Here is a 12,685-nt window from a genome sequence, read left to right on the forward strand (position 1 = left end):
CAAAATCTCCCCAACCGCCCTCTTCACCGAAGATCTGTGCAACACCGCCTGTAAATGGCCTTGATTTTTCGCGGCAACATGTAATACAGATTATCATACATGTTGACAAATATCGCACACATGTATGACATTGCAGCAGCCGCAAACGCTGCCATACCTGCATGAGGGAGGAATTATGATCATCACCGACGTCGAGGTCCGTGTTTTCCGCACGACGACCCGTCGCCACTCGGACAGTGCCGGTCACGCGCATCCGGGTCCGGCGCATCAGGTGGAACAGGCCATGCTGACCATCCGCACCGAAGACGGTCAGGAAGGTCATTCCTTCACCGCGCCGGAGATCGTTCGCCCGCATGTCATTGAAAAATTCGTCAAGAAAGTCCTGATCGGTGAGGATCATCGCGACCGGGAACGGCTGTGGCAGGACCTTGCCCACTGGCAGCGCGGTTCGGCCGCACAGCTGACTGACCGCACGCTGGCGGTGGTGGATTGCGCGCTGTGGGACCTTGCCGGCCGCTCGCTCGGGCAACCTGTATACAAGTTGATCGGCGGTTATCGCGACAAGGTGCTGGCCTATGGCTCCATCATGTGCGGCGATGAGCTGGAAGGCGGGCTGGCGACGCCTGAAGATTACGGCCGCTTTGCCGAAACGCTGGTGAAACGCGGCTACAAGGGCATCAAGCTGCACACCTGGATGCCGCCAGTCAGCTGGGCGCCGGATGTGAAGATGGACCTCAAGGCCTGCGCCGCCGTGCGTGAGGCGGTCGGCCCTGATATTCGGCTGATGATCGACGCCTTCCACTGGTATTCCCGCACCGACGCGCTGGCTCTCGGGCGCGGTCTCGAAAAACTCGGCTTCGACTGGATCGAAGAGCCGATGGATGAGCAGTCGCTGTCCTCCTACAAGTGGCTCTCCGACAATCTCGATATCCCCGTCGTCGGCCCTGAAAGTGCGGCCGGCAAGCATTGGCATCGGGCAGAATGGATCAAGGCCGGTGCCTGCGATATTCTGCGCACCGGCGTCAACGATGTCGGCGGCATCACCCCGGCGCTCAAGACCATGCATCTGGCCGAGGCTTTCGGCATGGAATGCGAAGTGCATGGCAACACGGCCATGAACCTGCACGTTGTCGCCGCCACCAAGAATTGCCGCTGGTACGAGCGCGGCCTGCTGCACCCCTTCCTCGAATATGATGACGGCCACGACTATCTGAAGTCGCTGTCCGACCCGATGGATCGCGACGGCTTCGTGCATGTCCCTGATCGGCCGGGCCTTGGCGAGGACATCGATTTTACCTTCATCGACAACAACCGGGTGAGGTAACGGGCGATGAAAACCGTGCTCGCCTTCGGAGATAGCCTCACCTGGGGCGCAGACCCGGCAACGGGCCTCCGGCACCCGGCCGAACACCGCTGGCCGGAGGTACTGGAGGCAGAGCTCGCGGGAAAGGCGAAGGTTCACCCCGAGGGCCTTGGCGGGCGCACCACCTGTTATGACGACCATACCGGCCCCGCCTGCCGCAATGGCGCACGGGCGCTTGAAGTCGCGCTCTCCTGCCATATGCCGCTCGATCTCGTCATCATCATGCTCGGCACCAACGACATCAAGCCGGTGCATGGCGGGCGGGCGGAAACGGCGGTTTCCGGCATGCGGCGACTGGCGCAGATCGTCGAGACCTTCATCTACAAACCACGCGAGGCAGTGCCGAAACTGCTGATCGTCGCCCCGCCGCCCTGCGTTGCAGGTCCGGGCGAAGAGCCGGCGGGCGGGCGGGATATCGGGCAATCGCTGCGGCTTGCGCCGCTTTACCGCAAACTCGCCGCCGAACTGGGGCACGCCTTCTTCGATGCCGGATCGGTCGCCAGCGCTTCACCGGTGGATGGCGTGCATCTGGATGCGCCGGCAACGGCCGCAATCGGCCGGGCGCTCGCAGCCCCGGTCAGAGAGATTCTTGGCTGATCATGCGAAGCCTGTGGAGGAACCAGGCGCGTGGATCAAAACGTGGAAAGGCCGTATGAACCGGCCGTATTGGGAGGAAAAATGAAACATTTTCTTGCAACCGCAGCGCTTGGCGCCTTGCTGATCGGCGCGATGCCGCTCAGCACCTTTGCCGAAACGCCGAAGGACCAGCTCATTGTCGCCACGACCATGAGCAATATTCTGACCCTCGATCCCGCCGCCATTACCGGCCGCGAGACCGTGCAGGTTCTGAACAACGTTTATGACACGCTGGTCGTGCTTTCACCGAGAGATCGCAGCGTCCAGCCACGTCTTGCCGAACGCTGGGAAATTGCCGAAGATCGCAAATCCATCCGTTTCCATCTGCGCCGCGATGCGAAATTCGCCTCCGGCAACGCCGTGACGGCAAAGGATGTAGCGTGGAGCCTGAAGCGGCTGCTCGCCCGTAATCTGGCGCAATCGTCTTTCCTCAAAACGCGCGGTTTCAAGCTGGAAGAGGCCGACAAGCTCTTCGTTGCCGAAAACGACCAGACCTTCGTGCTCAATATTCCAAAGCCCGATGATCCCAATCTGCTGCTGATGATTCTTGCACAGAATGGTCCGGGCTCGATCATCGACAGCCAGACGGCGCTTGCCAATGAAAAGGACGGCGATCTCGGCGGCGCATGGCTGACGCTGAATTCCGCCGGTTCCGGTCCCTTCAAGCTCACCCAATGGAAGTCCAACGAATATATCATCCTCACCCGCAACGACGATTATTGGGGTGAGAAGGCCAAGATGAAACGCATCCTCATGCGCCATCTGCCGGAATCGCAGTCGCAGCGCCTGATGTTGGAAAAGGGCGATATCGACGTTGCCTACTCCCTGCAGGCCCCGGACCTGAAATCGCTTGAGGCCGACAAGGCCGTCACCATCGAATCCACGCCCGGCTCCGGTTTTTATTACCTCAGCGTTTCGATGAAGGATGAGAAATTCGCGAACAAGAAGGTGCGCGAGGCCCTGCGTTACCTGATCGATTACGACGGCCTCGACAAGGCGGTCATGCCCTATTACGGCAAGCTGCATCAGCGCTCCCTCAGCACCGGTGTCATGGGCGCGCTGCCCGATCAGGGCTACAAGCTCGATGTCGAAAAAGCCAAGGCGCTTCTGGCCGAGGCTGGTTATCCCAATGGTTTCAAGACCACGCTGCGCGTTCTTTCGGAAGATCCCTTCATGAAGGCGGCAACGGCGATCCAGAACACGCTTGCCCAGGCCGGCATTCAGGCTGAATTGATCAGCGGCTCGGGCGACCAGATTTACGGTGCAATGCGCGAACGGAATTTCGAACTGCTGCTCGGGCGCGGCGGCGGCGGCCAGCAGCCGCATCCGGACAACAACCTGCGCTCGATCGCCTATAACCCCAACAATGCCGACGATGCCAAGCTCACCAATTACCAGAGCTGGCGCACCAGTTTCTTCGATGAGAAACTGAACAAGATGATCGAGGAAGCGCTGGTCGAGCGCGATGTGGCAAAACAGACGAAGCTTTATGAGGACCTGCAGGGCTATATGGACGAGACTGTCATGTCGATCCAGCCCTTCTCCGAAGTCATCGACACCGCCGCCTTCCGCAGCGACATCAAGGGCATGATCGTCAGCCCCTGGCTTTCGCGGTTTGAAGAGGTGAGCAAGGAGCGGTAATCGGCCGTCCTATCTGCGAATAAAAAGGCGCGGCTAACCCCGCGCCTTTTTGCTGTAACAAAGCCCCACTCACCCAATGTGTTAGGCGCAAGCGAAGCCTCCGCACTCCGTCACCCCGGACTAGATCCGTGGTCTAGTGCGATCAAGTCCTTGATCGCGAAAGAGTCTGTTCACGGCGCAGACGCGCCGTGGCTGGAGGCCGGATCAAGTCCGGCATGACGGAAAGGCCGGTCTCGCACTATGTCAGCAGCCTAGGCGCAGTTGGCGGCCCGCCATCCCGCCTAGCTACCTCCAAAAAAATGCCCGGCGGGGAGGCCGGGCAAGGAAGGAGGATGTTATTATCCGTGACGCCCCGGAGGAGGACGGTCACGTTCTTGGAGCCGTCACGCGCCTTCATATTCCAGCGAAGCGCCGATCAATTCACGCGCATAGGGATGCGTCGCGCGATTGTCGGCGATGGCCTCGCGCGGCAGGATTTCGGTGATTTCGCCGCGCAGCATCACCGCGAACCGGTCGCACATGTGATCGACGACGGCGAGGTCATGGGTCACCATGATATAGGTAAAGCCGCGCTCTTCGCGCAGCCGCTGCAGCAGGTTGAGGATTTCCGCCTGCACCGAGACATCGAGCGCAGACGTCGGCTCATCGAGCAGTAACAGCGACGGCTCGAGAATCAGCGCCCGCGCAATCGCCACGCGCTGCCGCTGGCCGCCGGAAAGCTGGTGCGGGAAACGATCCAGAAACGATACGGGCAGGCCGACATCGGTGATGACCTTGCGCATGCGCTCTTCGCGGTCGCCAAGCTTGTGGATCGCAAGCGATTCCGAAAGCACGGTGCGCACCGACTGGCGGGGATGCAGGGAACCATAGGGGTCCTGAAACACCATCTGCAGCATGCGGCACCGCTCGATCAGCGGCATGTCGCGCACCGATCTGCCGTCGATAAGGATATCGCCGGTCCAGAAATCGTTGAGCATGGAGACGCAGCGAAGCACGGTGGATTTGCCCGAACCGCTTTCGCCGACCAGCCCGAAGCACTCGCCCGGCTCGACGCGGAAGGATACGGAAGGCAGCACTTTCAGCGCCGTGTGGCCGCTGCCGAAAGTGATGGAGAGATCGCGGGTTTCGACGGAAACGGCCATTATACGTTCTCCTCCAGCCATTCGGGGCGACGGTCCAGCACCGCAAGCGGCGCGCGTGTGCCACCGATGCGCGGCTGTGCCGCCAGCAGGCCGCGCGTATAGGGATGCTGCGCCTGATCGAGATCGCGCGCGGCCAGCGTTTCCACCACACGGCCGGAATACATGATGAGCACCCGGTCGCAGAAATTGCGCACGAGATTGAGGTCGTGACTGATCATGATCAGGCCGATGCCGCGATCACGCACGAGACCGTCGAGAATATTCAGCACCTGCAGCCGCACCGTCACGTCAAGCGCCGACGTCGGCTCATCGGCAATGACGAGATCGGGATCGGCAAGCAGCATCATGGCGATCATGACGCGCTGGCCCATGCCGCCGGAGATTTCATGCGGATATTGCTCGTAAACGCGGGCGGCATCGCGGATTTTCACTGCATCGAGCATGGCAAGCGCCTTTTCCCGGGCCTCCTGTTTCGAAGCCTTGAAGTGGCGCAGATAGGTTTCCGTTACCTGATCGCCGACCCTACGGATGGGATTGAGAGAGAATTTCGGATCCTGAAGGATCATCGACATGCGCCGGCCGCGAACCTTCAGCATCTCTTTCTCATCGAGCGAGAGAAGATCGAGGCCATCGAAATCCAGCCTGTCGGCGGTGATCGTCGCCGATGGCAAAAGGCGCAGCAAGGCGCGGCCGACGGTGGATTTGCCCGAGCCGCTTTCACCGACGATACCAAGCCGTTCCCGGCCAAGGGTGAAGGAAATGCCCCGCACCGCCTCGGTGGGTGAGCCGCCATAACGGATGCGGAGATTTTCGACGTCAAGAATTGGTTTTTCCATGACCTATCTCCGGTTCATCTGCTTCGGGTCGAGCGCATCCCGCAGGCCGTCTCCCAGAAGGTTGAAGGCGAGGCTGACGGACAGGATCGCAACGCCGGGGAAGGTCACCAGCCACCAGCTATCCAGCATGTAACGGCGGCCGGTGGCGATCATCGCCCCCCATTCCGGCAGCGGCGGCTGCGCGCCGAGACCGAGAAAGCCGAGGCCGGCGGCGGTGAGAATGACGGTCGCCATGTTCAGCGTCAGGCGGATGAGGACCGAGGGCAGACACATGGGCATGATCGATTTAACGATGATGCGCAGAGGCGACGCGCCCTGAAGCCGCGCAGCGGCAATATAATCCGCCTTGCGGAAGGTCATGGCTTCGGCGCGCGCAAGGCGCGCGATCGGCGGCCATGAGGTGAGCGCGATGGCAATGATCGCGTTGTTGAGGCTGGGGCCGAGCGCTGCGACGAAGGCGAGCGACAGGATGAGGCTCGGGAACGACAGGAAGATATCCGTGATGCGCATCATCACCGTGTCGAACTTGCCGCCGAGATAACCGGAGGCCGTGCCGACCAGAAGGCCGACGGGACCAACAATGATCGATACCAGCGAGATGATGGTGAGCGTGATGCGCGCGCCCCAGAGAAGGCGGCTATAGATGTCGCGCCCCAGCTCATCCGTGCCGAAGACATGGCCGTTGCCGGGCGCCTGCAGCGTATTGGCGAGATCCTGCGCGTAGGGGTCATGCGTCGCAAGCCAGGGCGCGAAAACAGCGGCGATGACGAGAAGCAGCAGGACGGCCAGACCGAAAGCCGATGTCGGGCTTTTCAGCAGGAAAACAACGATGTTCTTCAGCGCGTTCAAGGGCACGGGAAGGCGAGAGGAAGTTTCTGCACGGGCCGTCATCAGCGGGTCCTCGGATCGAAAAAGCGGTAGAGAATGTCGGACAGGAGGTTGAGCCCGATGAAGATGACGCCGACGATAAGCACGCAGGTCATCACGGCATTCATGTCGCCGATGATAAGATTGCTGGTGAGATATTGCCCGAAACCCGGCCAGGCGAAGACGGTCTCAATGAGAACCGCGCCTTCCAGCAGCGAACCATAGGCAAGGGCGATGATGGTGACGAGCTGCACCCGGATATTGCCAAAGGCATGCAGCCACACCGTCTGCCGCTGCGACAGACCTTTGACGCGCGCTGTCGTCACATATTCCTGGCCCAGCTGGTCCAGCATGAAGCTGCGCGTCATGCGGGTGATATAGGCCGAGGAGGAATAACCGAGCAAAGCGGCGGGAAGGATCAGGTGGTTGATGGCCGACCAGAAAACCTCCATATCGCCCGCAAGCAGGCTGTCTATCAGCAGAAAGCCCGTCCGCTCCTCAACCAGTCCGATATAGAATTGGTCCATGCGGCCACCGCCGCCGACAAGGCCGAGATAGGCGTAAAAAACGATCAGCGCGATCATGCCGGTCCAGAAGATCGGCATGGAATGGCCGAACAGGCTGAGCACACGTACCAGATGATCCTGCCAGCGGTCTTTATTGACCGCGGCATAAACACCCATGGGAATGCCAAGGCCGGCACCGATCAGGATCGCAAAGGTCGCAAGCTCCATCGTCGCCGGCATGACCCTGATGATATCCTCGATGACCGGACGACCGGTGCGGATCGAGGTTCCAAAATCGCCGCTGAAGACATCACCGAGATAATAGATGAACTGCTGCCACAGCGGACGGTCGAAACCGAGCGCATGATAGACCTGTTCATAGGTTTCGCGCGTCGCATCCTCGCCAACGATGGCCCGCACTGGATCGGCCGGCATCAGGCGACCGATAAAAAAGGTCAGTAGCAGCAATCCAAGCAGCGTAACGGCAATACTTCCGATCTGGCCGGACAGGCCATAAAGCGAAAGGCGTCTTTTTGACATGATTCCTCCCTTGCCAGAGATCGACTGCGCAAGTGACCAAGGCGCAATCCTGTCTGACAACTATTCGCAAGTTGTCACAGGTGTTGAGAGCTGTCAAGCGCGTGACTGTGAAATCCGCATCGCCCAGGGCTCTGAAAGGCGTGCCTCGAGGAGGAATCTCATGCTGAAATCATCCGGCTTTCGTGTTGCTTTGGGAAAAAGCACTTGTGTTGCGGCACCCGTAAAAGCCTGTATTCTCCGACTTCGCGGAATGCGCGGAGGCTAGCTGGGCGGTGGCACCGATGACATCCGTGCCGACAGGGGGAGGAAAATATGGCTGACGTGACACTTCTGGCGTTTGCGGTGGTCGCCTTTATCGGCATTGCCACGCCCGGCCCTACCGTCTTGCTCGCGCTTGCAAATGGTTCAAGATTCGGAGTACGCCGCGCCATGATTGGCATGGCTGGCGCTGTCCTCTCGGATTTCGTCCTGATCGGCGCAGTAGCACTAGGATTGGGTGCCTTGCTCGCCGCCTCCGAATTCTGGTTCAGCGTCGTCAAATGGGTGGGCGTCTGTTATCTAGCCTTCCTCGGCATCATGCTTTTGCGCTCAAGAGGCACGCTCGATGGTGCTCTTCAATCCGCGGAGGCCAACGGGGTCGCTTCCGCCCGCTCGATTTTCCTCAAGAGCTTTCTCGTGGCGGTCACCAACCCCAAGGGATATCTGTTCTTTTCGGCTTTCCTGCCGCAATTCATCGATCCCGCCGCGCCGCAGATCCAGCAATATGCGGCGCTTGCGCTGATCTTCGCCGGCATCGATTTCATCGTGATGTTCGGATATGCCCTGCTCGGCTCGCAGGCCGTCCGGCTGTTGCGGAAAACCGGAGCCCTGTGGCTCGACCGGATTTGCGGCGGCGCGCTTCTGACGCTTGCCGCCTCCCTGGCCTTCTATCGGCGGGCGACTGCGTAACCCATTGACCTCTAGGCCATTTCCGGCTCATTCAGCGGCAGTGCGTGAGCGCAGAAGCACCTTGTAGCGCTCAAGACTGCCGCGCAGATGCGCCGCCATATGTTGACGGGCGGCATCGGCATCACCTTCGATGATGGCATCGACAATCCTCGCATGCTCCTCCTGGAGATGCAGGTTGTAGTCCTTCGGACGCGACCCGGGCGCTGCCCCCTGCAATTCGCCGCGGGGAATGATGCCGGAGCGAATGAGCTGAAGAAACTCGGGAAACCGCCTGTTTTGCGTCGCCTGCGCAATTGCCAGATGGAACTCGAAATCAGCATCCCGCGTCGGCAGCCCGGCGGCAAGACAGTCGCCGACGCGCCGGTGCGCATCCACAATCGCCTCCACCTGCACGGCGGAACGGCGCGATGCCGCAAGCCCGGCGGATTCGACCTCGAAGACAGTGCGCAATTCCAGCAATTCGATCACCGAGGAAATTCGCCCCACGGCCAGATCGTTAAAAGGCAGTTCCTTGGCCGGTTTCACTTCAACGGCGAAAACGCCCGCGCCCTTGCGGGCTTCAACGAGACCATCGGCGCGCAGAATGGCGATGGCTTCGCGCACCACCGTGCGGCTGACGGAATATTCCCGCGTCAGGGCGCTTTCGCTCGGAAGACGATCACCGGGGCGGAAAACGCCTTCCGCCAGATCCCGCCGCAATGCCGAACTGATTTTCGCCGCGAGCGATACCCCCTGCTTCGTGCTGCTCTCAACGTCCATTCCGGCCCACCTGTTTTAAACTTGTCTGGCATGTTAGCAAACACCCGCCACATTGCAAGGGCCGGACCTCTGCACCACCGCGACTGTTGCCGCCCTCACGCCGCAGCCATGGCCGAACTGCTGGAAAAGCGGCTTCTATATTCACCCGGTGAGAGGCCGAGAATGCGGTGGAACACCCGGCGGAAGGCGGCGGCATCCTCATAACCCACTGACCATGCGATCTGATCGACCGAACGGCGGGTGAATTCCAGCAATTCCCGCGCCTTCCCGACCCGCAGATGCTGGACATATTCGATGGGCTTCATGCCGGTGGCGGCCTTGAAGCGGCGCAGGAAGGTTCGCTCCTCCAGCCGGGCATGGCCGGCCATGTCGGCAACGCTCGTCGCCCGCCCGGCGCGGGCCTGCAGCCAGTGCTGCACCTTCAGGATCGGCTCGTCGCCATGCGTCAGCCTTGGGGCGAAGCTGCTATAATGGCGCTGTTCACGCCCCGAGGGATCGATCAGCAGGAATTTGCCGGTCTCGATCATCACCGAAGGTCCAAGCAGCCGGTCGACGATGCGCAGGCCAAGATCGGTCCACGCCATCAGCCCGCCAGCCGTGATGATATCGCCATCCTCTATGACGATCTTGTCTATCTCCAGCCGGATATCGGGAAAACGCTCGCGGAACCGCTCGGCAAACAGCCAGTGGGTGGTGGCCGGGCGACCAGACAGGAGGCCCGTGGCCGCAATCATGAAGGAGCCGCCGCAACTGGCTGCGAGCGTCGCCCCCTGCGCATGCCGATCCAGCAGCCAGCGGGCGTAAGGCTCGGCTTCCTCGATCTCAGCGGGCCCCGTCAACCGGCCGGGTACAACGAAAATGTCGGGATGTCCTGACTGCCCGGAATGAGTGTCGTGACAGCGGGAAAATTCACCACCCTCGCCCATGCTCCAGTGGCTGACCCGCAATTTCGGCCCGCCGCGATCCTGTGAAAATACCGATGCGATGGCAAAAAGATCGGTGATGCCATGTACCATGGCCATCTGACAGTCCCGATAGAGGACCAGACCGACTTCCAGCGCGCTTCCCGTTACACCCGCCATGCGCCCACACCCCCGTTTTGTCGGTTTCGGCTCGCTTTCTGTCAGAAGCGCCAATCCAGCCCCGGCTGCCTCCAGAGTATCTCTATTCCCACGGGACGCAAGCAAGCTCCCTGCAACAGGAGAGAGAGCCATGACAACGATCACCACCAGAGACGGAACGCACATCTTCTACAAGGACTGGGGTCCGAAAGACGGCCAGCCCATCATCTTCTCCCACGGCTGGCCGCTCAGCGCCGATACATGGGATGCGCAGATGGTGTTCTTCGCCAACAACGGTTTCCGCACCATCGCCCACGACCGCCGCAGCCACGGCCGCTCCGACCAGGTCTGGCATAACAATAACATGGATCAATATGCCGACGATCTGGCCGAACTGATCGAACAGCTCGATCTTCACGACATCATTCTGGTCGGCCATTCCACCGGCGGCGGCGAGGTCACACGCTATATCGGTCGCCATGGTACGGCCCGCGTCGCCAAGATCGCCCTCATCGGCGCGGTGCCGCCGCTGATGCTGAAGACGGAAAGCAATGTCATCGGCCTGCCGATCGATGTTTTCGACGGCATCCGCAAGGGCACCTACGACAATCGCAGCCAGTTCTTCAAGGATTTGACCATTCCCTTCTACGGTTACAACCGCGAAGGCGCCGTGATTTCGCAAGGCATCCGCGACGAATTCTGGCGTCAGGGCATGATGGGCGGGCTCAAGGGTCAGCTCGACAGCATTCGCGCTTTCTCGGAAAGCGATTTCCACCAGGATCTGAAGGCCTTCGACAAACCCACGCTGGTTCTGCACGGTGATGACGACCAGATCGTGCCGGTCGGCGCTTCGGCACTCTCCACGGTCAAGATCGTCAAACACGCGGTCCTCAAAATCTACGAAGGCGCCGACCATGGCCTGACGCAGACCCATCAGGACCGCTTCAACGCCGACCTCCTCGCCTTCATCAACGCCTGAAACCACCGGACACAGGAGACACGGGACATGACACAGAATACATTTCTCATCACCGGCGCATCCGACGGCATCGGCGCGGTCTATGCCGAACGTCTGGCAAAACGCGGCCATGATCTCATCCTCGTGGCGCGGCGCGCCGAAAAGCTGAAGACACTGGCAACCCAACTGGAGAAGGATCACCATATCGCGGTCGAGGTTCTCTCCGCCGACCTTTCCAGAGCAGAAGACCTCGAAAAGGTCGAGGCACGACTGCGCGATGACCGGCGGATCACAGGCCTCGTCAACAATGCCGGTATTGCCGGTGAAGGCGCCATCACGGCGCTGGACCCGGCCTATGTCACGACGATGATCAACCTCAATATCCTTGCCGTCACCCGGCTTGCAGCGGCGATCGCGCCGCGGCTTGCCGCCGATGGCAAAGGCACGATCATCAACATCACATCGGTAACGGCCCTGATGCCGGCGGCATTTACCGCCGTCTATCCGGCAACCAAGGCCTTTGTGCTCGCCTTCACCGAAGCGCTGCAGGCGCAGCTTTCCCCGTCCGGCGTGCGGGTTCAGGGTGTCCTGCCGGGTATTACCCGCACGGCGATCTGGGAAGAGGAGCGGCTCGAGGCCATTCCGGCCGCCATGGTCATGGATGTTTACGAGATGGTGGATGCGGCCCTTGCCGGTCTCGATCTTGGCGAGACCCTGACCATTCCTTCGCTGCCGGATGCGGCCGATTTCGAAAATTTCCTTGCAGCCCGCGCAGCATTGAGGCCCAATCTGTCGCATGCACTTGCCGCCAGCCGGTATCGTGCAACTCAAACCGAATAGAGGGAGACGCATCATGATCCTCGGACTGACCATTCCCCAATTCACGACATTGCACGTTGCCCTGAGCCTCATTGGCATCGTAACCGGACTGATCGCCCTGCCCGCTTATGCGGCGGGGCGGTGGATGCCGCGCATGATGGCGCTTTTCCTCGTCACCACGCTCGCCACCACACTCACTGGCTTTCTGTTTCCAATCGGAAATTTCACACCGGCACTCGGCGTCGGCATCATCTCGACCCTCGTTCTGGCAATCGCACTGGTTGCGCTTTACGGATACGGTCTGAATGGCAGGGCGCGCATTATTTATACGATCACCGCCACGATCAGCCTTTATCTCAATATGTTTGTGTTGATCGTTCAGGCCTTTCTCAAGGTCGAAACACTCAACAACCTGGCACCGAACGGCAATGAACCGCCCTTTGTAGTCGCCCAGACGGTTCTGCTTGTTGCAGCCATCTGTCTCGGCTGGAAAGCGACACGCCGCAGGCTCGCCGTCTGAAACGAGCCGAAGTTCGAACCGGCTTCCGGGGAAATGCCTTGTGCCTGAGTGCTTTCAGGCACTAGGCATGTTTTTGCATGCCGAATACA

General features: G+C 60.5%; 13 protein-coding genes. 7 read left to right on the top strand and 6 right to left on the bottom strand.

Features of this window, described 5'->3' with window-relative positions; translation table 11 throughout:
- The first annotated feature begins 175 nt into the window (after positions 1 to 175).
- The 3 genes from AC5I5B_RS10620 to AC5I5B_RS10630 all read left to right on the top strand — a co-directional run bounded on the left by AC5I5B_RS10620 (position 176) and on the right by AC5I5B_RS10630 (position 3,640).
- Positions 176 to 1,324, top strand: coding sequence for a mandelate racemase family protein (locus tag AC5I5B_RS10620; RefSeq protein WP_003506947.1), 1,149 nt, complete (start codon positions 176 to 178; stop codon positions 1,322 to 1,324).
- A gap of 6 nt (positions 1,325 to 1,330) precedes the next feature.
- Complete coding sequence (locus AC5I5B_RS10625) at positions 1,331 to 1,960, top strand: SGNH/GDSL hydrolase family protein (protein ID WP_111833871.1); 630 nt, start codon at positions 1,331 to 1,333, stop codon at positions 1,958 to 1,960.
- 81 nt (positions 1,961 to 2,041) lie between these two features.
- Positions 2,042 to 3,640: an ABC transporter substrate-binding protein gene (locus AC5I5B_RS10630; protein ID WP_111833872.1), complete on the top strand. Its 1,599-nt coding sequence runs from the start codon at positions 2,042 to 2,044 to the stop codon at positions 3,638 to 3,640.
- A gap of 383 nt (positions 3,641 to 4,023) precedes the next feature.
- Here AC5I5B_RS10630 and AC5I5B_RS10635 read toward each other — a convergent pair whose 3' ends face one another.
- Genes AC5I5B_RS10635 through AC5I5B_RS10650 form a run of 4 tightly spaced genes read right to left on the bottom strand, consistent with a single transcriptional unit; the run spans position 4,024 to position 7,531 of the window.
- Positions 4,024 to 4,782, bottom strand: a complete 759-nt coding sequence (locus AC5I5B_RS10635) for an ABC transporter ATP-binding protein (RefSeq protein WP_003506952.1) — start codon at positions 4,780 to 4,782, stop codon at positions 4,024 to 4,026.
- Positions 4,782 to 5,618: an ABC transporter ATP-binding protein gene (locus AC5I5B_RS10640; RefSeq protein ID WP_020813146.1), complete on the bottom strand. Its 837-nt coding sequence runs from the start codon at positions 5,616 to 5,618 to the stop codon at positions 4,782 to 4,784. Before AC5I5B_RS10640 ends, AC5I5B_RS10635 begins: the two co-directional genes overlap by 1 nt.
- 3 nt (positions 5,619 to 5,621) lie before the next feature.
- Positions 5,622 to 6,509, bottom strand: coding sequence for an ABC transporter permease (locus AC5I5B_RS10645; RefSeq protein WP_003506957.1), 888 nt, complete (start codon positions 6,507 to 6,509; stop codon positions 5,622 to 5,624).
- On the bottom strand, positions 6,509 to 7,531 hold the full coding sequence (locus tag AC5I5B_RS10650; RefSeq protein ID WP_003506959.1) for an ABC transporter permease: 1,023 nt from the start codon (positions 7,529 to 7,531) through the stop codon (positions 6,509 to 6,511). The genes AC5I5B_RS10645 and AC5I5B_RS10650 overlap by 1 nt, the downstream gene beginning before the upstream one ends.
- A gap of 312 nt (positions 7,532 to 7,843) precedes the next feature.
- Between AC5I5B_RS10650 and AC5I5B_RS10655 the strand changes: the two genes are divergently transcribed.
- On the top strand, positions 7,844 to 8,479 hold the full coding sequence (locus tag AC5I5B_RS10655) for a LysE family translocator (protein ID WP_003506960.1): 636 nt from the start codon (positions 7,844 to 7,846) through the stop codon (positions 8,477 to 8,479).
- 27 nt (positions 8,480 to 8,506) lie between these two features.
- Here AC5I5B_RS10655 and AC5I5B_RS10660 read toward each other — a convergent pair whose 3' ends face one another.
- Both AC5I5B_RS10660 and AC5I5B_RS10665 read right to left on the bottom strand, forming a co-directional pair.
- Positions 8,507 to 9,238, bottom strand: coding sequence for a FadR/GntR family transcriptional regulator (locus AC5I5B_RS10660; protein ID WP_003506962.1), 732 nt, complete (start codon positions 9,236 to 9,238; stop codon positions 8,507 to 8,509).
- 95 nt (positions 9,239 to 9,333) lie between these two features.
- Positions 9,334 to 10,320 carry a GlxA family transcriptional regulator gene (locus tag AC5I5B_RS10665; RefSeq protein WP_111833874.1) on the bottom strand — a complete coding sequence of 329 codons (987 nt, stop codon included), beginning with the start codon at positions 10,318 to 10,320 and terminating at the stop codon, positions 9,334 to 9,336.
- A gap of 130 nt (positions 10,321 to 10,450) precedes the next feature.
- Between AC5I5B_RS10665 and AC5I5B_RS10670 the strand changes: the two genes are divergently transcribed.
- From AC5I5B_RS10670 to AC5I5B_RS10680, 3 genes are read left to right on the top strand one after another with little or no spacing between them, the layout of a single operon-like run.
- Entirely contained in the window at positions 10,451 to 11,278 is an 828-nt protein-coding gene (locus AC5I5B_RS10670) for an alpha/beta fold hydrolase (protein WP_003506964.1), read from the top strand.
- 27 nt (positions 11,279 to 11,305) lie between these two features.
- Positions 11,306 to 12,097, top strand: coding sequence for an SDR family NAD(P)-dependent oxidoreductase (locus AC5I5B_RS10675; protein ID WP_080866904.1), 792 nt, complete (start codon positions 11,306 to 11,308; stop codon positions 12,095 to 12,097).
- A 13-nt stretch (positions 12,098 to 12,110) separates the two neighbouring features.
- The gene (locus tag AC5I5B_RS10680) at positions 12,111 to 12,596 is read left to right on the top strand and encodes a hypothetical protein (RefSeq protein ID WP_003506968.1); all 486 of its coding nucleotides are present in this window, start codon (positions 12,111 to 12,113) and stop codon (positions 12,594 to 12,596) included.
- Positions 12,597 to 12,685 lie beyond the last annotated feature (89 nt).

The organism is Agrobacterium sp. (genome assembly GCF_059499945.1).